Source organism: Sphingomonas alba (assembly GCF_023516555.1).
Lineage (GTDB): Bacteria > Pseudomonadota > Alphaproteobacteria > Sphingomonadales > Sphingomonadaceae > Sphingomicrobium > Sphingomicrobium album.
In genome coordinates this window covers 767,556-793,663 of record NZ_JAMGBD010000001.1, presented here as the reverse complement: position 1 = coordinate 793,663, position 26,108 = coordinate 767,556, and the positions used below count along the sequence as shown (strand labels likewise).

The 26,108-nt window shown below is 63.4% G+C and carries 29 protein-coding genes and 1 tRNA gene; 18 read left to right on the top strand and 12 right to left on the bottom strand.

The window, feature by feature from the left end:
* Positions 1–76: 76 nt before the first annotated feature.
* Positions 77–808, bottom strand: coding sequence for a LytTR family DNA-binding domain-containing protein (locus LZ536_RS04165; protein WP_249847044.1), 732 nt, complete (start codon positions 806–808; stop codon positions 77–79).
* Positions 809–953: 145 nt separating this feature from the next.
* On the opposite strand from LZ536_RS04165, the gene LZ536_RS04160 reads away from it, so the two are divergent.
* Both LZ536_RS04160 and LZ536_RS04155 read left to right on the top strand, forming a co-directional pair.
* Positions 954–1,391, top strand: coding sequence for a hypothetical protein (locus LZ536_RS04160; protein WP_249847043.1), 438 nt, complete (start codon positions 954–956; stop codon positions 1,389–1,391).
* A 154-nt stretch (positions 1,392–1,545) separates the two neighbouring features.
* On the top strand, positions 1,546–2,154 hold the full coding sequence (locus LZ536_RS04155) for a hypothetical protein (RefSeq protein ID WP_249847042.1): 609 nt from the start codon (positions 1,546–1,548) through the stop codon (positions 2,152–2,154).
* 164 nt (positions 2,155–2,318) lie between these two features.
* Here LZ536_RS04155 and LZ536_RS04150 read toward each other — a convergent pair whose 3' ends face one another.
* On the bottom strand, positions 2,319–4,400 hold the full coding sequence (locus LZ536_RS04150; RefSeq protein ID WP_249847041.1) for a M13 family metallopeptidase: 2,082 nt from the start codon (positions 4,398–4,400) through the stop codon (positions 2,319–2,321).
* An 87-nt stretch (positions 4,401–4,487) separates the two neighbouring features.
* Between LZ536_RS04150 and LZ536_RS04145 the strand changes: the two genes are divergently transcribed.
* The 10 genes from LZ536_RS04145 (at position 4,488) to LZ536_RS04100 (ending at position 14,360) form a co-directional block, all read left to right on the top strand.
* The gene (locus tag LZ536_RS04145) at positions 4,488–6,089 is read left to right on the top strand and encodes a carboxyl transferase domain-containing protein (RefSeq protein ID WP_249847040.1); all 1,602 of its coding nucleotides are present in this window, start codon (positions 4,488–4,490) and stop codon (positions 6,087–6,089) included.
* Between the two features lie 5 nt (positions 6,090–6,094).
* On the top strand, positions 6,095–6,562 hold the full coding sequence (locus LZ536_RS04140; protein WP_249847039.1) for a nuclear transport factor 2 family protein: 468 nt from the start codon (positions 6,095–6,097) through the stop codon (positions 6,560–6,562).
* Positions 6,559–7,542, top strand: a complete 984-nt coding sequence (bioB, locus tag LZ536_RS04135; RefSeq protein ID WP_249847038.1) for a biotin synthase BioB — start codon at positions 6,559–6,561, stop codon at positions 7,540–7,542. Before LZ536_RS04140 ends, bioB begins: the two co-directional genes overlap by 4 nt.
* A gap of 30 nt (positions 7,543–7,572) precedes the next feature.
* Positions 7,573–8,208, top strand: a complete 636-nt coding sequence (locus tag LZ536_RS04130) for a lysophospholipid acyltransferase family protein (RefSeq protein ID WP_249847037.1) — start codon at positions 7,573–7,575, stop codon at positions 8,206–8,208.
* Positions 8,205–10,070 carry an acetyl/propionyl/methylcrotonyl-CoA carboxylase subunit alpha gene (locus LZ536_RS04125; protein ID WP_249847036.1) on the top strand — a complete coding sequence of 622 codons (1,866 nt, stop codon included), beginning with the start codon at positions 8,205–8,207 and terminating at the stop codon, positions 10,068–10,070. Before LZ536_RS04130 ends, LZ536_RS04125 begins: the two co-directional genes overlap by 4 nt.
* Positions 10,071–10,171: 101 nt before the next feature.
* A complete protein-coding gene (locus LZ536_RS04120; RefSeq protein WP_249847035.1) occupies positions 10,172–10,951 on the top strand; it encodes an SDR family NAD(P)-dependent oxidoreductase in 780 nt (259 codons plus the stop codon).
* 44 nt (positions 10,952–10,995) lie between these two features.
* On the top strand, positions 10,996–11,820 hold the full coding sequence (cysQ, locus tag LZ536_RS04115) for a 3'(2'),5'-bisphosphate nucleotidase CysQ (protein ID WP_249847034.1): 825 nt from the start codon (positions 10,996–10,998) through the stop codon (positions 11,818–11,820).
* Between the two features lie 35 nt (positions 11,821–11,855).
* Entirely contained in the window at positions 11,856–12,050 is a 195-nt protein-coding gene (locus LZ536_RS04110; RefSeq protein ID WP_249847033.1) for a hypothetical protein, read from the top strand.
* Positions 12,051–12,237: 187 nt separating this feature from the next.
* Positions 12,238–13,158, top strand: a complete 921-nt coding sequence (locus tag LZ536_RS04105) for a winged helix DNA-binding protein (RefSeq protein WP_249847032.1) — start codon at positions 12,238–12,240, stop codon at positions 13,156–13,158.
* Positions 13,159–13,226: 68 nt separating this feature from the next.
* Entirely contained in the window at positions 13,227–14,360 is a 1,134-nt protein-coding gene (locus tag LZ536_RS04100; RefSeq protein WP_249847031.1) for an aspartyl protease family protein, read from the top strand.
* 3 nt (positions 14,361–14,363) lie between these two features.
* Here LZ536_RS04100 and LZ536_RS04095 read toward each other — a convergent pair.
* Both LZ536_RS04095 and LZ536_RS04090 read right to left on the bottom strand, forming a co-directional pair.
* Positions 14,364–14,439, bottom strand: a tRNA-Val gene (locus tag LZ536_RS04095).
* Positions 14,440–14,481: 42 nt separating this feature from the next.
* Positions 14,482–15,045, bottom strand: a complete 564-nt coding sequence (locus LZ536_RS04090) for a helix-turn-helix domain-containing protein (protein WP_249847030.1) — start codon at positions 15,043–15,045, stop codon at positions 14,482–14,484.
* A gap of 96 nt (positions 15,046–15,141) precedes the next feature.
* On the opposite strand from LZ536_RS04090, the gene LZ536_RS04085 reads away from it, so the two are divergent.
* Entirely contained in the window at positions 15,142–15,636 is a 495-nt protein-coding gene (locus tag LZ536_RS04085; RefSeq protein ID WP_249847029.1) for a DUF6456 domain-containing protein, read from the top strand.
* A 64-nt stretch (positions 15,637–15,700) separates the two neighbouring features.
* Positions 15,701–16,351, top strand: coding sequence for a glutathione S-transferase family protein (locus LZ536_RS04080; protein ID WP_249847028.1), 651 nt, complete (start codon positions 15,701–15,703; stop codon positions 16,349–16,351).
* A gap of 54 nt (positions 16,352–16,405) precedes the next feature.
* Here the strand turns inward: LZ536_RS04080 and LZ536_RS04075 are convergent, their stop codons facing one another.
* The 5 genes from LZ536_RS04075 to LZ536_RS04055 form a co-directional block, all read right to left on the bottom strand.
* Positions 16,406–16,819, bottom strand: a complete 414-nt coding sequence (locus LZ536_RS04075) for a hypothetical protein (protein ID WP_249847027.1) — start codon at positions 16,817–16,819, stop codon at positions 16,406–16,408.
* A gap of 184 nt (positions 16,820–17,003) precedes the next feature.
* Positions 17,004–17,657: a 50S ribosomal protein L9 gene (gene rplI, locus LZ536_RS04070; RefSeq protein WP_249847026.1), complete on the bottom strand. Its 654-nt coding sequence runs from the start codon at positions 17,655–17,657 to the stop codon at positions 17,004–17,006.
* 12 nt (positions 17,658–17,669) lie between these two features.
* Entirely contained in the window at positions 17,670–17,894 is a 225-nt protein-coding gene (rpsR, locus tag LZ536_RS04065; RefSeq protein WP_249847025.1) for a 30S ribosomal protein S18, read from the bottom strand.
* 3 nt (positions 17,895–17,897) lie between these two features.
* On the bottom strand, positions 17,898–18,314 hold the full coding sequence (rpsF, locus tag LZ536_RS04060) for a 30S ribosomal protein S6 (protein ID WP_249847024.1): 417 nt from the start codon (positions 18,312–18,314) through the stop codon (positions 17,898–17,900).
* A gap of 153 nt (positions 18,315–18,467) precedes the next feature.
* The gene (locus tag LZ536_RS04055) at positions 18,468–18,932 is read right to left on the bottom strand and encodes a MarR family winged helix-turn-helix transcriptional regulator (RefSeq protein WP_249847023.1); all 465 of its coding nucleotides are present in this window, start codon (positions 18,930–18,932) and stop codon (positions 18,468–18,470) included.
* A gap of 98 nt (positions 18,933–19,030) precedes the next feature.
* Between LZ536_RS04055 and LZ536_RS04050 the strand changes: the two genes are divergently transcribed.
* A complete protein-coding gene (locus LZ536_RS04050; protein WP_249847022.1) occupies positions 19,031–19,726 on the top strand; it encodes a glutathione S-transferase family protein in 696 nt (231 codons plus the stop codon).
* 84 nt (positions 19,727–19,810) lie between these two features.
* Here the strand turns inward: LZ536_RS04050 and LZ536_RS04045 are convergent, their stop codons facing one another.
* Positions 19,811–20,641: a nickel-binding protein gene (locus tag LZ536_RS04045; RefSeq protein WP_249847021.1), complete on the bottom strand. Its 831-nt coding sequence runs from the start codon at positions 20,639–20,641 to the stop codon at positions 19,811–19,813.
* A 91-nt stretch (positions 20,642–20,732) separates the two neighbouring features.
* Here LZ536_RS04045 and LZ536_RS04040 point away from each other — a divergent pair, with 91 nt between their 5' ends.
* Positions 20,733–21,899, top strand: coding sequence for an aromatic ring-hydroxylating oxygenase subunit alpha (locus tag LZ536_RS04040; protein WP_249847020.1), 1,167 nt, complete (start codon positions 20,733–20,735; stop codon positions 21,897–21,899).
* On the opposite strand, the gene LZ536_RS04035 is transcribed toward LZ536_RS04040, so the two are convergent.
* Entirely contained in the window at positions 21,835–23,160 is a 1,326-nt protein-coding gene (locus LZ536_RS04035) for an APC family permease (RefSeq protein ID WP_249847019.1), read from the bottom strand. The two genes, LZ536_RS04040 and LZ536_RS04035, sit on opposite strands and share 65 nt — an antisense overlap.
* Before the next feature lie 70 nt (positions 23,161–23,230).
* On the opposite strand from LZ536_RS04035, the gene fabD reads away from it, so the two are divergent.
* Positions 23,231–24,154 carry an ACP S-malonyltransferase gene (fabD, locus tag LZ536_RS04030; protein WP_249847018.1) on the top strand — a complete coding sequence of 308 codons (924 nt, stop codon included), beginning with the start codon at positions 23,231–23,233 and terminating at the stop codon, positions 24,152–24,154.
* Positions 24,154–24,894, top strand: coding sequence for a 3-oxoacyl-[acyl-carrier-protein] reductase (gene fabG / locus LZ536_RS04025; RefSeq protein ID WP_249847017.1), 741 nt, complete (start codon positions 24,154–24,156; stop codon positions 24,892–24,894). Before fabD ends, fabG begins: the two co-directional genes overlap by 1 nt.
* On the opposite strand, the gene LZ536_RS04020 is transcribed toward fabG, so the two are convergent.
* The gene (locus LZ536_RS04020; RefSeq protein ID WP_249847016.1) at positions 24,869–26,059 is read right to left on the bottom strand and encodes a glycosyltransferase family 87 protein; all 1,191 of its coding nucleotides are present in this window, start codon (positions 26,057–26,059) and stop codon (positions 24,869–24,871) included. The genes fabG and LZ536_RS04020 overlap by 26 nt on opposite strands.
* Positions 26,060–26,108: the final 49 nt, after the last annotated feature.

Genomic DNA, 26,108 nt, shown 5'->3' with positions numbered 1-26,108 from the left:
ATCTAGTGGCAGCTTTGGGTGGAAAGCGGACGTTAGGTCATCCAGCCTGCGCCCAGCCCAAGTCGGTTCGATACAGCTAGTCTGCCAATGCGGCCCGCGCGGCCGACAATCGTGCCCTGCTGATCGGAACTGCTGTGTCATCAACCAGCCGGGCAATTGCTCGTCCGCGAGTTTCGAGCGCACGAACCCCGTCCTTGGCGACCCACCAGCTACGGTGCACGCGAAGGCCCAACCGGGGATCGATGAGCGCCGCCGCGTCCGCCAGCCGCATCAAGACCAGTGCCGAGCCGTGGAGCGTGTGCACCCGCAAGTAATGATCCTCAGCTTCAAGTGCGAGTATGTCCTGGCGCAGAGCAACCGGAAGCTTTGACACGAACTCCGGCGGGTATTCGGGAGCGGCGGCTTGTCGTTCCACCGGTGCGGCAATCGTCTGCGGGCCGTCCGGGAATATGACGCGGGCGATCAGCAGCTGGACCAACATGACGAACGGGAACAACACGAGCAGTTGGACGGGGCTGAACGTCCTGCCTGGTTGAACCACAGAGAGAGCCCACGCCACGAAGAACGTCATCGGTACTGCGGATGCAGCCGCTATCGCGACGAGCCGCGCTGCCGTTCGCTTGCTTGACCAATTGAACTGAAGGACTCGCTCCGCGGCAACCGCCGCGCCAAAGCCGACGAGCGCAATCACCATCCAGAAAGGATATCGCACGGCCGGTGTGAAAGCGGTCTGCGATCCGAAGGGCCCTGTCACGCCAAGCAATGCACCAATAGTGAGGGCGCTAATCAGCCCTCGCCACTTCCCCATTTGACGCCATTCACGCATCGCCAATTGCATCGGCCTACCGGTCACGAAATGTCGAAGGCTATTCACGACTTTCCCCATTGTCGACCGGCATCGCAACCCGTCATCCGGCCAGCACAAACGTCAAGGTGTTGACAGGGAGAAAGCAATGAATCGGATAATCGCTGGCGTAGCATTGGCAACTGCAGCTGTACCGGCGGCGGAAAGCGAGGCCACAACCATGCGTTTCGAATGCCGCGCACCTATCACAAAGCCGATTCAGTCGACTGACCTTTCAGGCCTGTGGGACGTAGTTATGGATGTGGCAGGCGTTCCCAGCTTCGGTCTTCTCTCCCTTGGGACGTCCGGCACCGAGTTAGGAGGGTCGCTCGCCCTATCGGCCGGCGTCGTGGTGGTTCGCAGTCTGTCGCTCGACGGCCAGACCGTGACGATGATTGTGGCATCACGCGAGGGGGATGTGCGTTTCGACGGCTCTCTCGCATCCGATGGGAAGCGGATGTGCGGCATCGTCAGCTACCACCGCGGTCAGAAGTTCGAGATGATCGCGCAAAAGAGGGCGGATCGGGGGCGTGGGCGCAACCAGTAGCCGAGCGGTAAGCGTCTGTAGCTAACAGGTCGTCTTATGTCCGCAATGGGTCGAAAGCGGACGCGGCAATATTGGGTGGAAAGCTGCCGCTGCGCACTGCCCAGGGCTGCGTAGGCTATGACTCTGCGTGTGCATTCGTTAGTGTTGCGCAACGATGGACAGGCTCAACTGGGTTTTTTCGTTATATGCAGTAGTGCTCGCGCTAGCGTTGACAGAGGTCCTGACGGGCTTGGCAAGGTCCATCGGGCTGCGGCACAACGCGGTCCGTCAAAATCACGACGGGCATCGGCTGGGGTTTCTCACACCGCTGCTCGCAATATTCCTGATGTTAGACATTACGAGCTTCTGGCTTGTGGCATGGACCCTGCAAGACAGGATCGCGGTCACGCCGCTGACGCTTGCCTCGGGCCTGCTTGTTACTGGACTTTATTACGTGGCGGCCAGCTGGGTCTTTCCGGAAGAGGCTGATCGCGGGAGCGACCTAGACCACCACTTCTTCCGGCAAAAAGGTCTAATTTTCAGCCTAATTTTCGCGTCCAATATCACGACCTTTATGGGTCGCAGCTGGCTGGTCGGCTCCTTCGCAATCCCGGGATTCCACCGGTACGACTATATCGAATTAGGTTTTTACTATTTCCTGCAGGCCGCCGGAATCTTGGCGGCAGGAAATAGGGCCAATCTGATAGTCTTGGTGAGTCTACTTTTGTTGACCCTCGACTTCACCACTGGTGCCGGACCGAGTTTGCTTCGCTGGCTGCACTAGCGTCCGCTTTGGGTCGAAAGCAGACATTAGCGCCGAGGCCGTCACGGGAGTGAATCCCGTGACGTCGATCCGGTCGCTTTGCGCCGGTCGGCCGGCATGCGCCGTCTCTCGCCTAGCTCCGGCGGCGCTTTCGCGCCGGCGTCGCTAGGCTTGGCGGCTTATGCTTAGTAGATCGGAACCCTCTTCTCGGGTGCCAGGTACAGCTTCTCGCCCGGCTGGACGTTGAAGGCCTTGTACCAGGCGTCGATGTTGCGGACCGTGAGGGCGCGATACTGGCCCGGGGCGTGGCCGTCGGTGGCGATGCGCTGGCGCATGGCGGCTTCGCGCATCTTCGTCGCCCAGGACTGCGCATAAGCGAGGAAGAAGCGTTGGTCGGCAGTGAAGCCGTCGATCGTCGGGCCTTCCTTGCCGCCCAATGAGGCGTGATAGGCGTCATAGGCAGCCTGCAGGCCGGCGACGTCGGCGATGTTCTCGCCCAGCGTCAGCATGCCCTTCACGTGCAGGCCCGGGTAGGGCTCGTAGGTGTCGAACTGGTCCGACAGCGCCTTGCTGTGCTGCCGGAACGTCGTGAAGTCCTGCGGAGTCCACCAGTTGCGCATCAGGCCGGTGGAATCGAACTGGGCACCGGCATCGTCGAAGCTGTGGCTGATCTCGTGGCCGATGACCGCGCCGATCGCGCCATAGTTGAACGCGGCTTCCGCCTTCGGGTCATAGAAGGGCGGCTGCAGGATGGCGGCCGGGAAGTTGAGGCCGTTCTGCACCGGCAGGTTGACGGCGTTGACCAGCTGCGCGTTCATCCACCATTCGCCGGTGTCGAGCGGCTTGCCGATCTTGGCGAGCTGCTGCGTGTAGCGCAGCTTCTCCGCCGCCTGCTTGTTGGCATAGGCGGTGTCGGCGGCGACGTTGAGAGACGAATAGTCGGTCCACTTGTCGGGGTAGCCGACGCCGACGGTCATCGACGCGACCTTCTTCTTGGCTTCCTCCTTGGTCGACGGCGCCATCCAGGCCAAAGTGTCGATGCGGCGGACGAAGGCGTCCTTGATGTTCTTCACCATCTCCTGGATCGCGGCCTTGGCCGAGGCCGGGAAATATTTGTCGGTGTAGAGCTTGCCGAGCGCGTCGCCGACATTGGCGTTGACGAAGCCGATGGCGCGCTTGTCGCGCGGCCGCGGCTGTTCGGCGCCGGTCAGTTCCTGGCCATTGAAGGCGAAGCTCAATTGGTCGAGCTTGGTCGGCAGGACGGCGGTGTTCTGGTTGATCTGGTGGAAGGTCAGCCAGTCTTTCCAGCTGTCGAGCGGTTCCGACCCGACCAGCGCCGCGAGCTTGGGAATGGCGCCGGCGTCGAAGGCCTCGAACTTCTGTTGGTTGCCGAGCTGCGCGGCGGCGAAGAAGGCTTTCCAGTCGAGACCCGGCGCCTTCTTGGCGAAATCGTCCTGGCTCCAGATTTGCGTCGCCTTGGACCAATCGTCGCGCTCTTCGCGGGTGGCCTGCGCCTGCGCGATCTTGAGTTCGAGATTCCAGATGTTTTGGGCCTTGGCGGCGGCGTCGGGAATGCCCGCGGCGGTCAGCACGTCGGCGACATATTTGCGATAGGCCGCCTGGTGCGCCTTCATGTCGGCGTCACCCGAGAGGTAATATTCGCGCTCCGGCATGCCGAGGCCGCCCTGCATGATGTAAGGCACGACCTCGCGCTGGGCGAGCGCCTGGCTGACGAAGACGCCGAACAGGTTTTCGGTCGACATGTCGGTGGCGTTGAGCGGGTCGACGTCGGCGCGGACATTGGCGCCGATGGCGGTTGCAAGCTGGGTCTTGTCCTGAATGGCTGCGATGCGCTGCAGGTCGGCCTGGATCGGCTGCATGCCCTGCTTGTCGATCGTCGCGGTGTCGAGGAAGCTGTTGTAGACCGCCTTCACCCGGCCGGCGTCACTATTGATATCGGGGTTCGAGTTCTGCAGGCCGGCGATCAGCTCGTTGAGGTTCTTCTCGGTCTGCTGGTCGGCGACGAGGTGGCTGCCGATGCTGGAGCGGTCGGCCGGGATCTCCGCCGACTTCATCCAGGCTCCATTGGCATAAGCGTAGAAATCGTCGCCCGGCTTTACGCTGGTGTCCATCGATGCCTTGGTGATGCCAAGCTCCGTACCCTTAGCGGCTTCGGCGGTCTGTTCCTGGCCGGCCTTCTGGCAGGCGGAGACGCCGACGGTGAGCGCAAGCGCGGAAGCGAAGACGAGAAGGGATGGACGTTTCATCGATTGAGCCTTTCACTGCTTTGCAATGCCCCTAGCGAGCGGCTAGGCGGTCGGGAGTAGATTTCGACCAACGGGTGGCTGAAGGGCATGAGCGCTCCGCGAATCGACAGTAAAATCTCCCCGGACAGCGAAGAGTTCCGCGCGCGTTACGATCATAATCGCGCGCTCGCCGAGCGATTGCGCGGCGATGTCGCCGAAGCGGCCAAAGGCGGACCGGAAAAACATCGCGCGCGCCACGTCGAACGCGGCAAGCTGCTTCCGCGCGAACGGGTGGAGCGGTTGCTCGATCCGGGCTCGCCGTTCCTCGAAATCGGCCAGCTGACTGCATGCGACATGTACGAGGGCGAAGTGCCTGGCGCGGGCATGATCGCCGGTGTCGGGCGCGTTGCCGGCCGCCAGGTGATGATCGTCGCCAATGACGCGACGGTGAAGGGCGGCACTTACTATCCGATGACGGTCAAGAAGCACCTCCGCGCGCAGGAGATTGCCGAGCAGAACCGGCTTCCGTGCGTCTACCTGGTCGATAGCGGCGGTGCGAACCTGCCGCACCAGGCGGAGGTCTTCCCCGACCGCGAGCATTTCGGCCGCATTTTCTTCAACCAGGCGCAGATGAGCTCGAAAGGGATCGCCCAGATCGCCTGCGTCATGGGGAGCTGCACCGCCGGTGGCGCTTACGTTCCGGCGATGAGCGACGAGAGCGTCATCGTTCGCAACCAGGGCACGATCTTCCTTGCGGGCCCGCCGCTGGTGAAGGCGGCCACGGGCGAGGAGATTTCTGCCGAGGATCTGGGCGGCGGCGACCTCCATGCGCGCAAGTCGGGTGTCGTCGACCATTTGGCCGAGAATGACGAGCATGCACTGACCATCGTCCGCGACATCGTGTCGCATCTCGGCGCGGAAGTTGGCGCAGATGTCGAGCTGCGCGAACCGCGGCCGCCCGCATACGATCCCGAAGAATTATACGGCGTCATTCCGGACGACGTGCGCGCGCCATATGATGTGCATGAGGTCATCGCACGCATCGTCGACGGCAGCGAATTCCATGAGTTCAAGGCGCTTTACGGCAGCACCCTGGTCTGCGGTTTCGCGCATATCTGGGGCATGCCGGTGGCGATCCTCGCCAATAACGGCGTCCTGTTCAGCGAGAGCGCGGTCAAGGGCGCGCACTTCATCGAACTGGCCTGCCAGCGGCGCATCCCCTTGCTGTTCCTGCAGAATATCAGCGGCTTCATGGTCGGCGGCAAATATGAGGCCGAGGGCATCGCCAAGCACGGCGCCAAGCTGGTGACGGCAGTGGCGACGGCGACGGTGCCCAAGGTTACGGTGCTGATCGGAGGCAGCTTCGGCGCCGGCAATTACGGCATGTGCGGCCGGGCCTACAGCCCACGCTTCCTTTTCACATGGCCGAACAGCCGCATTTCGGTGATGGGGGGCGAGCAAGCGGCAAGCGTCTTGGCGACCGTCCACCGCGACGCCGACAAGTGGACGCCCGAACAGGCCGAGGCCTTCAAGCAGCCGATCCGCGACGATTACGAAGCGCAGGGCAATCCCTGGCACGCGACCGCGCGGCTGTGGGACGACGGGATTATCGACCCCGCCCAGACACGCGACGTGCTGGGCCTCGCCTTCGCCGCAACGCTGAATGCGCCGATCCCCGACCGGCCGCAGTTCGGCGTCTTCAGGATGTAATGCTCATGATCTTGTCCCTACTTCTCGCGGCCCAGGCCGACACGACCCGTTTGCCCCCGGCGCAGCCGATTCCTGCGCCCGACTTTGAAACGGCGAATATCCTGACGCCAATCCAGCAGCTGTTCGCTACCTTCGAAGCCGGGGATTCAGCGGCGATGCTTCGCCTGATTCATCCGGAGGGTCGGGTGACAGCAACGGGAACGCGCGCCACGACCAGCGGCCTTCGCCAGATGAATTGGACAGAGTTCGCGACCCACGTGACGCCGACAACTCGGTTCCAGGAGAGCATCAGCGATCCGGCGGTCGAGATAGACGGCGACATCGCCATGGTCTGGGCACCGTTCGTCGTCCGTGTGGGCGGCAAAGTCAGCAATTGCGGCGTCGATCACTTCGACCTGGTCCGCGACAATGGCGCATGGAAGGTGATGAACCTGACTTTCTCGTCTCGGACGACGGATTGCCCGGCACAATGAACCGCAACGACTGGACCCGCGACGAGGTCGCCGAGCTTTTCGAGCTGCCGTTCACGGAGCTCGTATTCCGCGCGGCGGAGGTGCATCGCGCCAACCATCCAGCGGGCGAGGTCCAGCTTTGCACTTTGCTGTCGATCAAGACCGGCGGCTGCCCGGAGGATTGCGGCTATTGCTCGCAGTCATCTCATGCCCACACCGGGCTCAAGGCCGAGAAGCTGATGGACGTGGATGCGGTCATCGCCTCGGCACGAGAGGCGAAGGCGTCCGGATCGCAACGCTTCTGCATGGGCGCGGCGTGGCGCGAGCTTCGCGATCGCGACGTTGATGCGGTTTGCGACATGGTGCGCGAAGTGAAGGGATTGGGCCTCGAAACCTGCATGACGCTCGGCATGCTGACCGCGAGCCAGGCAAAGGCGCTGAGCGCGGCCGGCCTCGACTATTACAATCACAATATCGACACCTCGCCCGAGCATTACGGCGATATCATCACGACGCGCACATTCCAGGACCGGCTCGACACGCTGGAAGAGGTGCGCAACGCGGGGATGGCGGTGTGCTGCGGCGGGATCGTCGGCATGGGCGAGCGCCGCGAGGACCGGGTCGGCTTCATCCATGCGCTGGCAACGCTGCCGCGTCATCCGGAAAGCGTTCCGATCAATGCGCTGGTGCCGGTCAAAGGCACGGTGCTCGGCGACATGTGGGGCGAGGAGCGTCCGATCGACGACATCGAGTTCGTCCGCACCGTCGCGGTCGCGCGCATCACCATGCCGCAATCGATGGTGCGCCTTTCAGCGGGCCGCGAGAGCATGGGTGAATCGACGCAAGCACTTTGCTTCCTCGCGGGAGCAAACAGCATCTTTACCGGCGAGAAGTTGTTGACGACGCCGAATGCGGGCGGCGGCAGGGACGCGGCGATGTTCGCGAAGCTCGGCCTCAGGCCGCTGGAAGCCGAAGAGCCGATGCGCGTGGCCGCCGAATGATGCAGCCTCCCAGCTGGTGCTGAGCCGGGATTGGCGTCGCCTTCGCTCTCTTCGCGACTGGTCCGTTCAGTCTTAGTCGCGCTCTACCGGATGCGCGGATGGCACATTGAGGGTGCCCCGCCGGCGGACAGGAAGTTCATCCTGGTCGGAGCCCCGCACACGTCCAACTGGGACTTCGCGGTTTTCCTCGGCGCCACGGATGAGCTTGGCATCCACCCGAGCTTCATCGGTAAGCACAGCCTGTTCCGCTGGCCGATGCGGCGCTTCATGTTCGACATGGGCGGCATCCCTGTGGATCGCACAAAGCGGTCGAATTACGTCGAGCAGGTGGTTGCCGAGTTCGCGCGCCGTGATGAGCTTGCGCTGGTGATTGCACCCGAAGGGACGCGCGACAGCGACGGCCACTGGAAATCGGGATTCTACCATATCGCCATGGGCGCCGGGGTGCCGGTCGTGCCTGCATGGATCAATCGCCGGACGCGAAGGGCAGCGATCGGCCCGGCGATCCGGCCGACTGGCGATTATGCCGCGGACTTGAGGCGAATTGCGGACTTTTATCGAACCCAGGAGCCGGACAATGCGCGTTTCGGGCAAATCGATCGTGATGTTCGGGATAGGCCCGGACTTCCCAACGGCGCCGTGAACCGGCTAGGCGATTTGGCATGATCCAGTCGCTGCTGATCGCCAACCGGGGCGAGATCGCCTGCCGCATCATCCGAACCGCGCGGCGGCTCGGGATCTGGACGGTCGCCGTCTATTCGGATGCGGACGCCAAGGCCCTGCACGTGCGCATGGCAGACGAGGCGGTGCATATCGGGCCTCCGGCCGTGGCCGAGAGCTATTTGCGCGGCGAAAAGATCATTGCCGCGGCCAAGGAGACGGGCGCCGAGGCCATCCACCCGGGCTATGGCTTCCTGTCCGAGAATGCCGACTTCGCCGAAAAGGTGATCAAGGCCGGCCTCGTTTGGGTCGGACCGAAGCCTGACAGCATTCGCGCCATGGGCCTGAAGGACGCCGCCAAGAAATTGATGGCGGATGCCGGCGTACCGGTGACGCCCGGCTATCTCGGCGAGGACCAGGATTCCAAGCGCTTGCAGAAAGAGGCCGGCGCCATCGGCTACCCGGTGCTTATCAAGGCAGTCGCGGGCGGCGGTGGCAAGGGCATGCGCAAGGTCGATGCCTCCAAGGATTTCCAGGACGCGCTGGAAAGCTGCAAGCGCGAGGCAGCGTCGAGCTTCGGCGACGATCGCGTGCTGATCGAAAAATACATCCTCTCGCCGCGCCATATCGAGGTGCAGGTGTTCGGCGACAGCCACGGCAATGTCGTCCACCTGTTCGAGCGCGACTGCTCGCTGCAGCGGCGGCACCAGAAAGTGATCGAGGAAGCACCGGCGCCCGGCATGGACGAGGCAACGCGCGAGGCGGTGACGTCGGCCGCGGTACGCGCGGCCAAGGCGGTCAATTACGAAGGCGCCGGGACCATCGAGTTCATCGCTGACGCCAGCGAAGGCCTCAAGGGCGACCGCATCTGGTTCATGGAAATGAACACCCGCCTTCAGGTCGAGCATCCGGTGACCGAGGAGATTACGGGGCAGGACCTGGTCGAATGGCAGCTGCGTGTGGCGAGCGGCGAGACGCTACCGCTGGCGCAGGACGAGTTGGCCATCGACGGCTGGGCGATCGAGGCGCGCCTGTATGCGGAAGATCCTGCAAAGGGATTCCTGCCCAGTGTCGGCAAGCTCGAACATTTCGACCTGGGCGAGGACGGCCGCATCGAGACCGGAGTCGAAGAAGGCGATGCGATTTCGCCCTTCTATGACCCGATGATCGCCAAGCTGGTGGCGCGCGGCGACACGCGTGAGGAGGCGATTGGCGAGCTGGCGTCGATCCTGGATGAGGCCGAGGTCTGGCCGGTGAAGACCAATGCCGGTTTCCTCTTCAACGCATTGCTCGATGAAGATTTCGGCGATGCGCGGATCGATACCGGGTTCATCGAGCGCAAGCTCGATCAATTGGTGCCCAATGCCGATCCGGATGATTCGATCTGGCGTGCCGCCGCCGCGGTGGCGACGGCAGAAGACGAGGGCGATCCGGCCGCCGGACTCGCGGGCTTCCGTCTGAATGCGATGAGCCAGCCATCGGCGAGCCTGGGGCATGGCGGAGAATTCCGGCGCGTGCTTCTCGACGATGAGCCAATTGCGGCCGCCTCGGGTTTCCGGGACGACGAGCGCGTGGTCGTATTCTATGAGGGGCAGGCCTATGAGTTCGAGCGGGCAGCGCGCGGCAGCGTGGGTGCCTCCGCCGCCGACGGCGCGCTGATTGCGCCGATGCCGGGCAAGGTCACCAGCGTCGAAGTTTCGCGGGGAGAAAAGGTTGCCAAAGGACAACGTTTGCTCACCCTTGAAGCCATGAAAATGGAGCATGGACTGGTCGCTCCGTTCGACGGGACCGTCACGGAATTGACCGCGAAGGCCGGTACGCAGGTCAGCGAAGGCACGACACTGGCTCTGGTGGAAGCGAATAGCTGATTCGTCTTGCCGGGCTTGACCCGGCATCCGCCTTCCTTTTGGAGCGGTGGAAAGAACAGGCAGACCCCGGATCAAGTCCGGGGTGACGGAAAGGGTAGGGCATGAAGATCGACGGAATTGCGGCAGTCGTCACCGGCGGCGCGTCGGGACTGGGGGAGGCGACGGCGCGGGCACTCGCGGCCAAGGGCGCCAAGGTCGCCGTCTTCGACCGCGACGCGGACAAGGGCGAAAAGGTCGCTGCCGAGATCGGCGGTGTCTTCTGCGAAGTCGACGTCACCAGCGACGAGAAGGTCGCCGCGGCGTTCGAAAAGGCACGGGCGGCTCATGGGCAGGAACGCGTGCTGGTGAATTGCGCCGGCGTCGCCAACGCTGCCAAGACCGTCGGCCGCGACAAGGAAACCAAGGCTCCGAAATTCTACCCGATGAACCAGTTTGAGCTGGCGATTCAGATCAACCTCATCGGCTCGTTCCGCTGCATCGCGCATTCCGCTTACGGCATGGTCAATCTCGACCCGCTGGAGGACGGCGAACGCGGCTGCATCATTAATACTGCGTCGGTTGCGGCCGAGGACGGCCAGATCGGCCAGGCGGCCTATTCCGCGTCCAAGGGCGGTGTGCTGGCGATGGCCTTGCCCATCGCGCGCGATTTGATGAACGACGGGATCCGCGTGAACACGATCCTCCCGGGCGTGTTCAAAACGCCGATGGTGGCGATGATGCCGCCCAACGTGCAGGACGCCTTGGGCGCGCAGGTCCCGTTCCCGAAGCGGCTCGGCAAGGCCGAGGAATATGGCGACCTCGCCACCTTCATAGTCGAAACGCCGTACCTGAACGCGGAATCGATCCGCCTAGACGGCGGCATTCGGATGGCGCCCAAGTAAGCGGGCCATGGTTGGTTAGGATGGGCCCTGCAATCCAAGATTCATTGGATCACGAGCGCTTACTCGACGACATTGCCGTTGCGGCGCGTGAGGCGGGGGCGGCGATTCTTGAGGTCGTCGCGCGGGGCTTCGACGTCGAGCAGAAGGGCGATTTGTCGCCGGTCACCGAGGCGGACCGTGCCGCCGAACTGGTAATCCTCGCGGCGCTGGCTCGGGTGGCGCCCGGCGTGCCCGTCATCGCCGAAGAGGAAGTCGCCGCCGGACGTATTCCAGATCACGATGGCACCTTCTTTCTGGTCGACCCGCTCGACGGCACCAAGGAATTCGTGCGCGGCGGCGACGACTACACCGTCAACATCGCTTTGGTGGCCGATGGAAGCCCCGTGGTCGGCACCGTCTTCGCTCCGGCGACCGGGCGGCTGCACGGCGGCATTGCGGGTCAATATGCTTGGCTGGACGAGGGGGAGGGCCGCGAGCTCATCACGTGCCGCGATTGCGCCAACCCGATCATCGTCGTCGCTTCCAAGTCGCATTTCACGCAGAACACTTCTGACTATTTGGCCCAGGCGGCGCCGGGCTGTGGCTACGAAGCCGTGGGATCGAGCCTGAAGTTCTGCATCGTCGCCGAAGGCCGTGCCGACCTCTATCCACGCCTGTCGCCGACCAGCGAATGGGACACGGCCGCCGGCCATGCAGTGCTGCTCGGTGCCGGCGGGCGCGTCGTGGGTCCGGACGGACAACCGTTGCGTTACGGCAAGCCCGCGTTCCTTAATCGCGCGTTCGTGGCCACCGGGGGTTGGGATGCACCTGAATGCCACTCGTTCCTGGAGGATTTCGCAGGCGGCGGCGACCTGCCTGAGGGCGTCTAACGCGTCGCGCTCCAGGCGGATCGCAACCAGTCCGGATGAAATTCGCGCCGCCGTTCGCCGATACGTTCGCGCTGGATGCGCTCGATCTCGCGGCGCAGCCCCATGATTTCGGCCTGGGCCGACGCCAGGGCCAATTCGTTGCGATGACGGGCGAGAGCCAGGAGGCCGGTCAGTCTTTCTGCTTCGGCAAGGGCAGCCGCCGCCTCGGCGAGCCAGCGATCCTGGTCTGAATTACGCGGACTCAAGGTTTCCTCGCCCCCTTCCTTCGGGAAGCGCCGATATTGGCATGAAATGAATTAACGGTGATGGTTATGTCCGTACCGGAGTCAATTTAATCTGTCCTGGCGCCGGTTTGACGGATACTAACAACCTGCTCGGTTCTTTCTTTCACGCCGTCATTTCTTGGGAAGGCGCGTTATGAGCGAATTCGAGCAGGTCCAGGCGGGTTACGCCGTCGATTATCATCTTTCCAAACCCGCCTTGTTATTCGCCACGGGTTCACGACAGCGTCGAGCAGAAGAGGCCCTGGCCGCCTCCGGAGTCCGCCTGGTCGGGTCATTTTCCATCGAAGAAGGCATGGAGCGGCTTGACGATCAGGTTTCGTTGGGGCTGGCCTGGGTTGAGCTTGGCGAAGAGGACGACACGCCGGAGCTCGATCGCCTCCTTGGCCGCCTCAACCAGCTTGCGGAAACGCAGGGTATCCCCGTTGTCGCGTCCACGCCGATCGAACTCGTCGATATGGTCGCCGCCAGGTTGACGGATCGCTCAAGCGATATCCTGATCGACGCCGACGACGCACAGCGCGCCGCCGTGCTGGCGCTGGCTTTGTTCGGTGCGCGGGAGGGCCGTAATGTTAGCGACGTCGGCAAGGACAATGCCGTACGGTTGCGCCAGCTTTCCGATGAAATGGGGCGCATCGCATCTACCCTGGCCCGGCTGTCGAGCGGACCGGGCAGTCCGGCATTAAAGCCGGTGGAGGCGAGGACGGAAGTTCCCGACGTCGATGCGGATGCAGTCCGTACCGTCATCCGCGCCCGTCGGCTGCGTTCTCGCTTCTTTTCGGAGGAGCTGTTCGCCGATCCTGCCTGGGACATGCTGCTCGACCTGTTGCAGGCGGAAATCGCCCAGCTGCGCGTGCCGGTGTCGTCGCTTTGCATCGCTGCGGCCGTGCCGGCGACCACGGCGCTACGCTGGATCAAGACAATGACGGAGCAGGGCCTTTTCGGGCGCCGAGCCGATCCGCACGACGGCCGGCGCGTCTTCGTCGAACTGGCGCCCGCCGCCAGCAGCGCAATGCGGCGCTATTTCGCCGAGGTGATCAAACCGGCCGTCATCTGACCCCTAGACAATTGCCGTGCCAGCATGCTCGATGCGCAGGCTCGGGTTGCGTTCTGGGGTCCGAATCCATGGTCACTCGTCGTGATGTCTTGCTGGGCTGCGGCCCGGCACTTGCCTTCCTTGCCATTCCACGCAGTGCACTGGCGGCCGCGGGGAGGATTTACCGCGTGCCCATCAGCCTGCAGTCAGGCCGGCTGGCGGTCAGCTGCATGATCGAAGGCAAGGGACCGTTCGAACTCGGTATCGACACAGGCAGCCTGACCAGCATCATCTCGGCCGACCTTGCCAAGCGCCTGGACCTCAAACAACACGGAGTGACGCCGCTCGGTATTGCTGGACGCTATCAGAACTTTCCGATGTTCGAGGCGCGTGAGATTATCTTCGGCAATGCCTTCCGGCAGGAGCGCGTGCTGTTTGCCGGCATCGACTTTCCCTTGGGGCGTGACGTCGTTGGAATGCTCGCCGCTGGCTGCCTGACAACCATGGATGCCGAACTCGATTTTTCGGCGATGCAGTGGCGCCTTTACCCTGATGGCGGGCCCGACCGGACGGGGTGGGTCGCGCATGAGCGCGCCATCCAAACAAATGATGTGGGCTCGCCGCATTTGTACGGACAGGTTTCTCTGGCAGGCCAGAAGCTGCGTTGCCTGTTTGATACCGGCGCTCCTGGGTCGATTTCCATCTTCTCCAAGGTCGCGCGGAAATGCGGGATCGACGTCGACCGGCAAAATTGGTCGCCGGTGATGGCGGGCGGCCAGCCAAGACGCCTCTACCGCGCCAGCGCGCCACTCGAGATTGGCGGTTTCAGAATCGAGAAGCCGCTTGTCTTTGTCGCAGACGAATTTCCCAACTTCATCGAAGATGGCCTGGTCGGACTTTCGCTGATTCAGCGCCTCAACCTGGCGACGGAGGTGCAGGCCGCGCGGCTCTGGACCCGGCCGAACGGAAATCCTGGCAGGCCCGACCGATACAATCTTTCCGGGCTGTGGATTGACGAGAAAGGAAGGGACATCAAGGCGACGATGGTCGGGAGGGGCAGTCCTGCGGAACAGGCCGGAATCGTTCCGGGCGACCGCATCGATGGCGAATTCCGTGATCTCATTCGCCAGCTAGGCGGTAGGCCCGGTGATCCAGTTTCGCTCGCGGTGGTACGCGGTGGCCAGAGGCGCGAAGTCACACTGGTCCTGACAGAGTATCTTTAGGACTGGTGGGCGCTGACGGGCTCGAACCGCCGACCCTCTCGGTGTAAACGAGATGCTCTACCAACTGAGCTAAGCGCCCTCTGGGCCGTCACTGACTTTCGGTCCGCCATTGGTCAAGCGCTTAGAGACTGCGCACCAGTTTTACAGCCACTCCCAGCCAGGGTGGATTTGGAATCACCTGCTGCCGTCCACCTGCTTCGAGTGGCAGGAGCTGCAGCTTGTCAGCGTCCCGGTTGATGAGGCGTCCGAACAGGAAACGGCCCGCAGGCCGGGGAACGAGCACATCGCGGTTGAGGGCAAGCGCGAATTCCTCTGGGCCGACGCGGTCGCACCAGATCTCATCGCCGGCGCGATAATCGCCGATGCTGGCCGCAACTGTCATGGCGACCTGTCCCGGGGAATTGCGCGGCGGCACGACGAGGCCGTGGCGCTTCGGCGCCTGGGCGCCATGCGTGCCGAGTACGGCGACGACTTCCATCTCCGCGCGGTCAGGGTGATCGACGAGGTCCGCCGCGTCGACGCCGAGCGCCGATGCGATGCGATTGAGCCAGCCGACCGACACTGTCCGAGTGCCGGTCTCGAGCCGGCCGATCGTCTGCGCCGTGGTTGGTGGATCACAACGCTGGCCGACATCATCGAGGGTCAGGCCCTTGGCTTTGCGGACTTCCCGGATGCGAGTGATCATGCGAATGCCCGTTGTAACCAATATGGTTTTTATACTGTCCTACAGTTTTGCCGTTGTGGCAACCCCTTCCTTCGATGCGATTCGGATGGAGGTATGATGGGCAAGCTGCTGCTGAAGGAATGCCTGATCGAGGGAGATGACGTCGGTGGGACGATCAAGCCGACGGCGACCAAGCGGGCTCGGCGGTCCGTGACGGTCAACCAGGTGGAGTCGCCGCTCGGCTGGTTATTCACGCGCGGGCATATCAGTCGCCGGCAATATGATGCCGGCGAGACACTGCGCGGCGACTGGGAAAAGGGGCAACTGGCTTCGCGGGTAACGATGACTTGGGACGCGTCACCGATCAGCAGCGGACGCGGCGGGACCGGCGGCGCACCCGATCTGCACGCGCGGCAGATCGACTGCCGAAAACGCTTCGAAGCAGCGAGTCAGGCTGCCGGTCCAGGGCTGCAGGATATTCTCTGGCGCATTGTCTGCGGAGGGGAGGGGATGCGCGATGCCGAGACGGCGCTCGGCTGGCCAGCGCGAGCGGGAAAGGTCGTGCTGACGATCGCGCTCGACCGCGTCGCCAACTTCTATCGGATCAGGTGAACTGGCGGAGGTGTTCGAGTGGCACTAGAAGGCAGTGAAGCCCGATGCGCGAAAGGGGAATGCGATGATTTTATACGGTTCCACCCTCTCTCCATTCGTCCGCAAGGTCATGGCCTTTGCCGGTGAGAAGGGCGTCGAGATCGAGCTCAAGCCGACCGGCGCCCCCAATCATGAGCCGGACTTCTGTGCCGCCAGCCCCTTCAAGAAGATGCCGGCCCTGAAAGACGGTGACTACGAGCTCGCCGATTCATCGGCGATCATCCATTACCTTGAAGCAAAATATCCCGAACCGGCGCTGATCCCGGCTGAACCCCGGGCAAGGGGACGAACGATCTGGTTCGAGGAATTCTCCGATACGATCCTGTTTGGTTGCGGCGCCAAAGTCTTTTTCAATCGGGTCGTGGCGCCTTACTTCCTCAAACGCGAAGGCGATGAGGCCGCCGCGGAATGCGCCATCCGCGACGAGTTGCCGCCGATCATGGCCTATCTTGAATCGATCGTGCCGGGCGAGACCGGCTATCTCGTCGGCGACAGCATCACTTTAGCGGACATTGCGGTCGCTGGCCCATTCGCCAACTTCCGGCATACGGAGGTTTCGATCGACGACTATCCGCGCACGGCCGCCTACGTCCGGCGGATCCTGGCGCGGCCTAGCTTCAGCCAATGGATCGAACGGGAAGCCGCGATCCTCGCCAAGGTCCGGGAAGCCGCATAAGAAAACGCCGCGCCCCCGAAGGAGCGCGGCGCCGTCTTCCCTATGGCCTAGGCCCTAGTTCGAACCGTCATCGGTCGAGTTGCTGTCCTGCGACTGGCCGGTTTCGACATCCGAGCGACCCTGGCTGGTTTCCTGGGCGCCCTGGCCGTCCTGATTGTCTTCACCCTTGGTCAGATAGTCGCTGCTATTGTCCTGACCCGAGCCGACGAAGCCGCCGTTTTGGTCGGATGCGCTCTGGCCCGTAGCGGCCTGGCCGCCGGACTGGCCGGCCTGGTCGCTGTCGGCGAGTTTGGTGTCGCCGCCAGCCGACTGACCTTGCTGGCCGAAGGCGGATTCGCCCTGCTGACCCTGGCCGGGCTGCTGGCCTTGGCTCTGACCGGTCTCGTTTTCCTGGTTACGCTGCGACGTCTCCCGATCGGCGCTGTTCTGTCCTTCGGATTGCGAACGGTCCTGATTGTTGTCGGTCATACACTGCCTCCTCGTTCGCCCCATGCTCTCGACAGGTAAAGCGAGCGGCCGCGAAAACCGTTCCGGTGCCGAAGCCAGTGGATGCGACGAACGGAGGGCGATGCGACGAACGGATTGAAATGGCGAAGAAAAAGGCCGCCGGGACAATGCCCCCGACGGCCCAATTCCTTGATGCGGTAAAGGCTTAAGCCTCGGCGTCGCCTTCGGCTTCCGCCGTCTCGACCGGAGCTTCTTCAACCTCGGCGGGAGCTTCCTCAACCTCGGCAGGAGCCTCGGCAGTTTCAGCTTCCTCGGCCTGAGCCTCGGCAATCTCCTCGACGGCGATCGGAGCAGCCTCTTCCTCGAACATCTGGGCGAGGACGTCGACGCCCTGAGCCTGGAGGTCGGCTTCTTCCGGCGACCGGGCGACGTTCACCTTGACGGTGACGCTGACCTCGGGATGCAGCGCAACCCGCACCTCGTGGACGCCGATCGCCTTGATCGGGCGGTCGAGCACGATTTGGCTCTTGGTGACCTTGGCGCCTTCGGCGTCGAGCGCCTCGACGATGTCACGGGCCGAAACCGAACCGTAGAGCTGGCCGGTGTTCGAAGCCTGGCGGATCAACTGCACGGTCTTGCCGTCAACGCCCTTCGAGGCGGCTTCGGCGTCGGTGCGGCGCGACGCATTGTCCGCTTCGATCTTGGCGCGATTGGCCTCGAACAGCTTCTTGTTGCTGGCGTTGGCGCGGAGCGCCTTCTTGCGCGGGAGCAGGTAGTTGCGGGCGAAACCGTTCTTGACGGAGACGACGTCGCCAATGGCGCCCAGCTTCTCGACGCGTTCAAGCAGGATGACTTCCATGTCCTAGTCTCCTTACTTCACGACGTAGGGCAGAAGGCCGATGTGGCGCGAGCGCTTGATCGCCTTCGCCAGCTCGCGCTGCTTCTTGGTGCTGACCGCGGTGATGCGGCTCGGGACGATCTTGCCACGCTCCGAGATGAAACCCTGGAGCAAGCGGACGTCCTTGTAATCGATGCGCGGGGCATCCTTGCCCGAAAAGGGGCAGGACTTGCGGCGGCGGAAGAATGCACGTGCCATGGTTTAGGCCTCCATCTCTTCGCCACGCGGGGCGCGTTCGGAACGGAAACCGCCACGGTCGCCGTCGCCGCGCGGGCCACGCTCGCCGCGGTCACGGTCGCCCTTGCGCATCATCACGGTCGGGCCCTTTTCGAGCTCGTCGACGCGGATGGTCATGTAGCGGATGACGTCTTCGTTGATGCCGGTCTGGCGCTCCAGTTCGGCGAGGGCCGCGGCAGGCGCGTCCAGCTCGAGCATGACGTAGTGCGCCTTGCGGTTCTTGGCGATGCGATAGGCGAGGGAGCGCAGGCCCCAGGCCTCGGTCTTGACGACCTTTCCGCCATTATCTTCGATGATCTTGGTTGCGTTTTCCGCCAACGCATCGACCTGGGCCTGGGCCAGATCCTGACGCGCGAGGAAAACATGCTCGTAGAGCGGCATGTTTCTTCATCCATGTTGGCCGATCGCTGATCCCGTACCTGTTACGGGGCCCCTCCGGCTATCGTCTAAAAATTACGGGCGCGAAGGGAGACCCAACGCGCCAGCGGGGCGCCTATGGCGGAAAGGGGTGGAAAAGGCAAGGCGAAGCGGGATTTAAGCCTTGGGGCAGTTGCTGAGCCGAGCGAGCAACTCCCCCAGCTGAGCGGCCTGCGGCTTGGTCAGGCGCGACTCGACCGCCGTGCGGATCGCATCGGCATAGACCGGCCACATGCGCTGGCGCAGCGCGTCGCCGGCAGTAGTCGTGCGGATCCACTGGCAGCGGGCATCGTCCGAGCAGCGCGTGCGTTCGATCAGCCCCTCGGCTTCCATACGATCGACGAGGCGAGACAGATTGTACTGCGCGAGCAGCAGCCGCTCCTGCAGGTCGCGCGAACGCAAGGGTCCTTCGCGTTCCAGTTCCAGGAGCACGTCATACCACTCCAGAGGCGGCAGCTCGGCAGCGCGAAGCGCCTTCTCGACCGAGCAAAGCGCGCTGCGATGGGCGCGAATCAGTTGGACCCAGGCGCGCTCGGCGACCTCGGTGCAGCTTCCTGGGCAGGCATCGGCGGTGACGGTCATGGGCAAATCCTAGCAATTTCATGCAGATGCATCAATCTTGACTTATATATGCACTTGCATCTAAATAATCCATGCACATGCATTGAATGGAGAGAGAGATGCCGCAGCGCCTTCGACTGATCAGCCACAAGCTTTGCCCATACGTCCAGCGCGCCGCGATCGTTGCCGCTGAGAAGCATATCGACTTCGAGCGCATCGACATCGACCTCGCCAACAAGCCCGACTGGTTTCTCAGGACTTCGCCGACCGGCAAGGTTCCGGTGCTTGAGGTCGTCGATGATGCGGGCAAGGTGCATGTCCTCTTCGAAAGCGCGGTAATCGCCGAATATCTCGACGAGATTTCCCTCAACGCTCTGCTTCCGTCCGAGCCCATCCAGCGGGCCCGGACGCGCGCCTGGATCGAATATGCATCGGCAACGCTGGCGGATATCGGCAAGCTGTACAGCGCGCCCGACTTCGCGGCCTTCGATGACGCACTCCGAGCGTTGAAGGTGCGGTTCGATGCTCTCGAAAACGAGGTTGCCGGCCCATTCTTCAATGGCGCCCGCTTCGGCCTCGCCGACGCCGCCTTCGCGCCGGTCTTCCGCTATCTCGACGTCTTCGAGCGTGAGTTGGGTATGACTTTGGTCGAGCGAGGACGGAGGATTGCGGCCTGGTCGGAAGAGATCGGCATCCGGCCTTCGGTGATCGGCGCCGTGCCGCTCGATTATGCTGACCGCCTGCTCAATTTCGTGATTGCCAAGAACAGCTACTTGTCGCGGCTGCTCAGGGACAAGGCTCTGATCGCGGCCTGATTTCTCAAGCGGCGGGACTCCCCCTCACGCTCGCCGCACGATGGCGCTCCGGCTTCTCAGCTCCCAAGCCGGGGCGCCATTTCCTTAGCAGATGATCTCGACTGCCCTGGTCGGGATCTTGCCTTCAAATCCCTTCAACTCGCACTCGCCCGCGTCGTAGAACTTCAGGTTCTTGCCGAGGCAAAGGTCTGAGACGACGTTCGACACCAACACCTGCCCGGGCTCGGCCTGGGCGCAGAGACGGGCAGCGAGTTGGACAGTCGAGCCGAACAAATCTGATGCCTGCTCAACCGGCTCACCCGCGGAAATTCCAACCCGGACCATGACCGGGAATTCGGGATCGCCAGAGTTATGCTCGTTGAGCTCGCCGATGATCTTGCAGGCGCTTTTCACCGCGTTCGCCGCGGAGTTGAAGGCCGCCATGATGCCATCGCCAGTATGCTTGACCTCGCGGCCGTCGTGATCGTTTATCGACGTCCGGACGATCAGGTCATGCGTGCCGAGCATGGCGATCGCCGCATCATCGCCAAATCGCGATGTCGCCTCCGTCGAACCGACAATGTCGGTGAACATGATCGAGCGGATCCCGTTGTCGCGGCGATCCAGCTCTTCGGGCATCATGACCGCGCCCGCCATGCTGACGACGCCGGGGCCAAGCATGCCGTCCGCCATATCCGGATCAATCTCGATGATTTTCTCCGCAACAAGGCCATGCGCTTCCCGGTGCACAGCTGCGGCGGCCTCGGCATTGGGCGCCTCGACCAGGCAAAAGACCTTCCCCGCCTGCTCGTTGAACCAATATTTGTGGTAGCAGACGTGATGCTTGTTCTGGACGGCGACATCGGCATCGTGCGCCTGCTTGAGCGCCTCCGGCGTCGCACCCGGCACCGTATGAATGTCCATGTACAGTGGCATACAAATGCCTCCCACCTGTCGCGCCAATGCTTACAGGGATTTATCAACTAGGCCAATTGCCGCCGCCTCCGCACAGTGGCATTTGGGCGCCATGGCGACGCGACTGAAATCCGTGTCTGATGCACAGGACCCATTGGCGGGCAGGAGCCTTCCGGGTTGGCTTTATCATGATGCGGGGTTTTTCGAGGCGGAGAAGCGGGCCTTCCTGCGCGCCAGCCCGCAGATCGTCTGCCACGTCAGCGACATCGCCGAGCCTGGCCAGTGGCAGAAACTCGATTACCTTGGCGAAAGCATCATCGTCATGCGTGGCGACGACGGCGTTCCGCGGGCGTTCTCGAACGTCTGCCGGCATCGCGGGTCGCAACTGGTCGACGGCGAGAGCGGCTGCGCCAAGGTGCTGACCTGTCCATACCATGCCTGGTCATATGCCCGCGACGGCCGACTTGTCGGGGTGCCGCATCGCCATGAATATCCGGACCTGCAGACCGAGAAGCTGGGATTGAAGCCGATCGCGCTGGAGGAATGGCGCGGCTTCCTGTTCGTAAGGCTGGAAGAGGGCTTGCCGTCGGTCGCGGAGATGATGGCGCCATACGATGCCGAGGTCGCGCCGTACCGGTTCGAGGATCTGCGGGCGATCGGGCGCGTGACGCTGCGGCCGCGGGACCTCAACTGGAAGACGATCGCCGACAATTATTCGGATCACCTGCACATACCGATCGGTCATCCCGGGCTGACGCGCCTGTTCGCGCGCAGCTATGCGGTCGAGGCGCAGGAATGGGTCGACAGGATGGAAGGTCAATTGGTCGACGAGCTGTCGGACAACCCTTCCGAGCGCACGTATCAGGCCTTGCTTCCAAAGGTTGAAGGGCTGCCGGACAGTCACCAGCGCAAGTGGCTCTATTACAAGCTGTTCCCCTGCGTCGCTTTCGACATCTACCCCGACCAGGTGGATTTCATGCAGTGGCTGCCCGTCAGCGCGACCACCAGCGTCATCCGGGAGATCAGCTACGCGCTGCCGGACGACAGCCGCGAGATGCGCGCCTGTCGCTACCTCAACTGGCGGATCAACCGGCGGGTGAATGCCGAGGACACAGAGCTCATCAGCCGCGTCCAGCGCGGCATGGAATCGGACAGCTACGAGCCCGGGCCCTTGGGGGTTAGCGAGGTGTCCTTAAGAAGCTTCGCGGCTAAGCTTAGGCGGATGATCCCGGAGGCGCGGCTGGCGCGGCCTCCGGCAGAGTGGCCGCGGACGAATTGAAGCGGTGGCATAGCCAGCGAATGGCGAGGCCGATTGCCAGCAGGACGAGGCCCCAGACATTGGCTTCAAGGCCCGCGCCGTAGAAGGCAAACAGGCAGAATGGAATGCTGAGCGAGATCACGGCCTTGACCAGCCACGATGCATCGCGGCGCAGCGCGGCGACAGCGCCAATCAGGTAAAGATAAAGCGTCGCCGTGGTCGACAACAGGATGACGAACGTGAACATCGCGGCCGTCGACTTGCTGCTGTTCAAAAGGATGAGGACGATCGCCAGCCCCGACGCAACCAGCTGGCTGAGGATCGGGGCATTGTATTCATCCGTCCGCGCGAAAAAGCGCGGAAGGTCGCCGCGCAGGCCCATGGAGTAGCCGAGCTCCCCCGTAATCAGCAGGTTGTTGTTCGCGCAGCCGAGCGCCGCCACTGCTATCGCAAGCGCCGCCAAGGCCGCGGCGGTTTCACCGAAATTGGCAACCAAGGCATCGGCAAAGGGGGAAGTCGACGAGGCCGTCGCCTCGGGCGACAGGATCAGGCTGACCGACGTGCTGCCGAGCAAATAGAGAAGGGCGACGAAGCTCGTGCCCGCAACGATGGCGAGCGGAATGGTGCGCTCGGGATTGCGGACTTTGCCGACGGGCGCGGTCGCTCCCTCGAATCCGAGCATTGCAAAAAGCGTGAAAGCTACGGCTGCCGCGACGCTGTTGAAGCTAAGAGGAACAGGAGCAAGCGGTGACAGGGGTTGGCCTGAGCTCTTGCGGACGAGGACGGCTGCGATGACTGCCAGCAGGGGCAGGATCTTGATGAGGGTCGTAACGAACGCAAACTCGCCCGCAGCCCGGACGCCGCGGGCATTGACGGCCTGGATGATGCCGGTTGTGACGATGGCGCCTAGCGCAATCATCCAGGGATTCTCGAAGGCTGGGAATAGATGCGCCAAGGCGGCCGCAGTGGCGATTGCGGTAGCAGCGACCGCCGTCCACGCCGAGACCCAGAAACCCCATGTGGCAATGAATGCGACCGTGGGCCCGAAGACGCCTTCGATATAGCTCTGAATGCCGCCGCCCTCCGAACGGACCAGGCGCGTAAGCGAGAAGGCGATGCACATGGCGCCCACGGCGCTAAGTAGCCAGCCGACGACTGCGTTGATGCCGAGCGGAGCCAGGCTGATCGGCAGGAGAAAGATGCCGGCGCCAATCATCGTTCCGACAACGACCGACGTGGTCAGCCAAATGCCAATGGTCGGCTTGTGCTCAGCTGCATTCATGGCATGACCCCCGCTTGGCAAGCTGGCCGAACCGGCCTAGTCGCCCCGGCGGTTCATAGCAGGGGTTCCAATGCGCGCATTCCTTTTTCCGGGGCAGGGCAGCCAGTCGGTCGGCATGGGCGCGGCCCTTGCCGAAGCCAGCAGCGCGGCCCGCGACGCCTTCGCCGAAGTCGACGAGGCGCTGGGGCAGCATCTCTTCAAGCTGATGCGCGAAGGGCCGGACGACGAGCTCAAGCTCACGGAGAATGCGCAGCCGGCGATCATGGCTCATGCCGTCGCGGTGTTCCGGACGCTCGGGATCGAGGCGACCAAGGCGCAATTCGTCGCGGGGCATAGCCTCGGCGAATATTCGGCGCTGTGTGCTGCGGGCACGCTGGCGCTTCCAAATACGGCGAAGCTGCTGAAGATCCGCGGCAAGGCGATGCAGGCGGCAGTGCCGGTCGGCGTCGGCGCCATGGCGGCGCTGCTGGGCGCGGATTTGGAACTGGCGAAGAAAATCGCCGATGCTGCCGCTCAGGGCGAAGTCTGCGAAGTCGCCAATGACAACGACCCGAGCCAGGTCGTGCTGTCCGGCCACCTCTCGGCAATCGAGCGCGCCATCGGCCTTGCCAAGGACATGGGCGCCAAGCGTGCCATTCAGCTCCCGGTCTCGGCACCCTTTCACTGCTCGCTGATGCAGCCGGCCGCCGATGCGATGGCGGATGCGCTTAGCTATGAAGTGCTGAACGCACCGGCCGTGCCGCTCTACGCCAATGTTACCGCGCAGCCGACGAGCGAACCGGACACGATCCGAAACCAGTTGGTCGAGCAGGTCACCGGCATGGTGCGCTGGCGTGAAAGCGTCGCCAACATGGCTTCGGCCGGTGTGGATGAGTTCGTCGAGCTCGGCGGCAAGGTGCTTGGCCCGATGGTCAAACGCATCGCCCCCGATGCCAAGGTCACCAGCGTCGTCACGATTGAGGACATCGAGGCGCTGGCAAAGGAGATCGCGTAATGTTCGATTTGACGGGTATGACGGCGCTGGTGACTGGCGCAAGCGGCGGGCTGGGCAGCTCGATCGCCAAGGCACTGGCCGGACAGGGCGCTCGCCTCGCGGTTTCGGGCAGCAATGTCGACAAGCTGGAGAGCTTCCGCGCTGGCCTCGGCGGAGACCATGTCGCGTTGCCGTGCAACCTGTCGGACGGCGCTGCCGTCGACCAGCTCGTTCCGCAAGCGGTCGAAGCGCTCGGCGGCAAGCTCGATATTCTCGTGAACAATGCCGGCGTCACCCGCGACAACCTTCTCATGCGCATGAAGGACGAGGAGTTCGAGGACGTCATTCGCATCAACCTCGAAGCCGCCTTCCGGCTGATGCGTGCGGCGGCAAAGCCCATGATGAAGGCTCGCTTCGGCCGCATCATTTCGGTGACGTCGGTGGTTGGAGTCACCGGCAACCCGGGCCAGGCGAATTATGTCGCGTCGAAGGCCGGTCTTATCGGCATGACCAAGTCGGTCGCGCAGGAGCTTGCCAGCCGCAACATCACCGTCAACGCGATTGCGCCGGGCTTCATGACATCGGCGATGACGGATGCGCTGAACGACCAGCAGCGCGATGCCATCCTGTCGAAGATCCCAATGGGGGCGATGGGCAGCGGCGACGATATCGGCGCGGCCTGCGTTTACCTTGCGTCGAAGGAGGCCGGTTACGTCACCGGCCAGACCCTTCACGTCAATGGCGGGATGGCGATGCTCTAAGGCCGCGGCGGACGGCCAGGACAAGCATCAGGATCGTCGTCAGCAACCCGAGCGGGAACAGCGTAACGGCGGCGAGGTTGCGCGCGAACAAAGGCGCGATCCAGACGAGCGCAAGTGCGCTTTTTTCCCAAGGCAGCCAGCCATGGCGCTCAGCGTCACGCCAGATGAAGGCGATGCCTGCGAGCAGCACGACAAAATCATAGTCGAGCACATAAGGCGTCGAGATCAGCACGGCAGCGGTGACGGCGGTGTTGCGGATGTCCGGGCGCGCCTTGCGGGCAAGCCAAAGCGTTGCGGCGATTGTGGCGACGGTGAAGGCGCCCTGTACGGCATAGGCGAATTCGACTGAGCCGCCCCAGCTGCGCACCGCCGAGAAAGGCGACATGATCTTTTCCCAGCCGGTCCGGCCCTGTTCGATGACGATGCGGCGGGTGAGCGGCAGGCTATCGAGGAACGCCTGCCAGACCGGCCAGCCCCAGAGCGCCAGCGTGACGCCGATCAGGCTTAGCGATGAAACGGCTGCACCGGCGATGGCCCGCCAATTCCACAGCACGAGCAGGAGCAGGGGCAGGACCAAGGCAAACTGCGGCTTGTAGACAAGGCAACCGAGCAGCAGGCCCGCCTCGAACGGCTTCTTCTCCAGCAAGATCAACCCGCCGCCGAGCAATAGCGCGGTCAGGAAGCCGTTGTGGCCATGCATGATGCAAATGAGGGTGACTGGCGCTGCGAGGACGAAAAGCCATGCCTCGCGTCGGCCAGTGAAGCGACGGATCATCGCCGCGAATGGCGCCAAGGTGGCGGCCTGCCAGACGAACAGCCCCAGCAGATAGGGCATGGTCGCCAGCGCAGCGGCGATCAGCAGGAAGGGCGGCGGGTAATGCCAGCCATACCATTCGGCGAGCTTTGGTCCGTGGAATGCCAATTGGACAGCGCGATGCTTGTCCCAGTTCCAGACCTCGGCGGCGCGACCGTCGAGCACCATGCTGCCGGCCGTCCAGACCTGCGAAAAGTCGCTGCCCAGCGGCCGCCCGCTATAGTCCAGCGTGCCCTGCGAAGTCGCGAGAAGGTAGGCGAGGATCGCGATTGACACGACGCCGCAAATGACGGCGATCCGCATCATCCGCTCGCGCGTCAGCCAGTCGCCGGACCTGATTACCCCACCCATTGGCTGTGCCTAGCGCGGAAAGCCCTAAGAAATCATCCCTTGCTGCGAC

Bases quoted from the DNA above. Each gene is read 5' to 3' on its own strand.
- LZ536_RS04090 (WP_249847030.1), bottom strand. From the start codon at position 15,045: ATGATCACTCGCATCCGGGAAGTCCGCAAAGCCAAGGGCCTGACCCTC.
- LZ536_RS04120 (WP_249847035.1), top strand. From the start codon at position 10,172: ATGAAGATCGACGGAATTGCGGCAGTCGTCACCGGCGGCGCGTCGGGA.
- rplI (WP_249847026.1), bottom strand. From the start codon at position 17,657: ATGGAAGTCATCCTGCTTGAACGCGTCGAGAAGCTGGGCGCCATTGGC.
- LZ536_RS04140 (WP_249847039.1), top strand. From the start codon at position 6,095: ATGATCTTGTCCCTACTTCTCGCGGCCCAGGCCGACACGACCCGTTTG.
- fabD (WP_249847018.1), top strand. From the start codon at position 23,231: ATGCGCGCATTCCTTTTTCCGGGGCAGGGCAGCCAGTCGGTCGGCATG.
- LZ536_RS04080 (WP_249847028.1), top strand. From the start codon at position 15,701: ATGATTTTATACGGTTCCACCCTCTCTCCATTCGTCCGCAAGGTCATG.
- LZ536_RS04110 (WP_249847033.1), top strand. From the start codon at position 11,856: ATGAAATTCGCGCCGCCGTTCGCCGATACGTTCGCGCTGGATGCGCTC.
- LZ536_RS04165 (WP_249847044.1), bottom strand. From the start codon at position 808: ATGGGGAAGTGGCGAGGGCTGATTAGCGCCCTCACTATTGGTGCATTG.
- rpsR (WP_249847025.1), bottom strand. From the start codon at position 17,894: ATGGCACGTGCATTCTTCCGCCGCCGCAAGTCCTGCCCCTTTTCGGGC.
- LZ536_RS04100 (WP_249847031.1), top strand. From the start codon at position 13,227: ATGGTCACTCGTCGTGATGTCTTGCTGGGCTGCGGCCCGGCACTTGCC.
- LZ536_RS04105 (WP_249847032.1), top strand. From the start codon at position 12,238: ATGAGCGAATTCGAGCAGGTCCAGGCGGGTTACGCCGTCGATTATCAT.
- rpsF (WP_249847024.1), bottom strand. From the start codon at position 18,314: ATGCCGCTCTACGAGCATGTTTTCCTCGCGCGTCAGGATCTGGCCCAG.
- LZ536_RS04085 (WP_249847029.1), top strand. From the start codon at position 15,142: ATGGGCAAGCTGCTGCTGAAGGAATGCCTGATCGAGGGAGATGACGTC.
- LZ536_RS04075 (WP_249847027.1), bottom strand. From the start codon at position 16,819: ATGACCGACAACAATCAGGACCGTTCGCAATCCGAAGGACAGAACAGC.
- LZ536_RS04020 (WP_249847016.1), bottom strand. From the start codon at position 26,059: ATGGGTGGGGTAATCAGGTCCGGCGACTGGCTGACGCGCGAGCGGATG.
- bioB (WP_249847038.1), top strand. From the start codon at position 6,559: ATGAACCGCAACGACTGGACCCGCGACGAGGTCGCCGAGCTTTTCGAG.
- LZ536_RS04145 (WP_249847040.1), top strand. From the start codon at position 4,488: ATGAGCGCTCCGCGAATCGACAGTAAAATCTCCCCGGACAGCGAAGAG.
- LZ536_RS04155 (WP_249847042.1), top strand. From the start codon at position 1,546: ATGGACAGGCTCAACTGGGTTTTTTCGTTATATGCAGTAGTGCTCGCG.
- LZ536_RS04040 (WP_249847020.1), top strand. From the start codon at position 20,733: ATGGCGACGCGACTGAAATCCGTGTCTGATGCACAGGACCCATTGGCG.
- LZ536_RS04125 (WP_249847036.1), top strand. From the start codon at position 8,205: ATGATCCAGTCGCTGCTGATCGCCAACCGGGGCGAGATCGCCTGCCGC.
- LZ536_RS04055 (WP_249847023.1), bottom strand. From the start codon at position 18,932: ATGACCGTCACCGCCGATGCCTGCCCAGGAAGCTGCACCGAGGTCGCC.
- LZ536_RS04160 (WP_249847043.1), top strand. From the start codon at position 954: ATGAATCGGATAATCGCTGGCGTAGCATTGGCAACTGCAGCTGTACCG.
- LZ536_RS04150 (WP_249847041.1), bottom strand. From the start codon at position 4,400: ATGAAACGTCCATCCCTTCTCGTCTTCGCTTCCGCGCTTGCGCTCACC.
- LZ536_RS04045 (WP_249847021.1), bottom strand. From the start codon at position 20,641: ATGCCACTGTACATGGACATTCATACGGTGCCGGGTGCGACGCCGGAG.
- fabG (WP_249847017.1), top strand. From the start codon at position 24,154: ATGTTCGATTTGACGGGTATGACGGCGCTGGTGACTGGCGCAAGCGGC.
- LZ536_RS04035 (WP_249847019.1), bottom strand. From the start codon at position 23,160: ATGAATGCAGCTGAGCACAAGCCGACCATTGGCATTTGGCTGACCACG.
- LZ536_RS04050 (WP_249847022.1), top strand. From the start codon at position 19,031: ATGCCGCAGCGCCTTCGACTGATCAGCCACAAGCTTTGCCCATACGTC.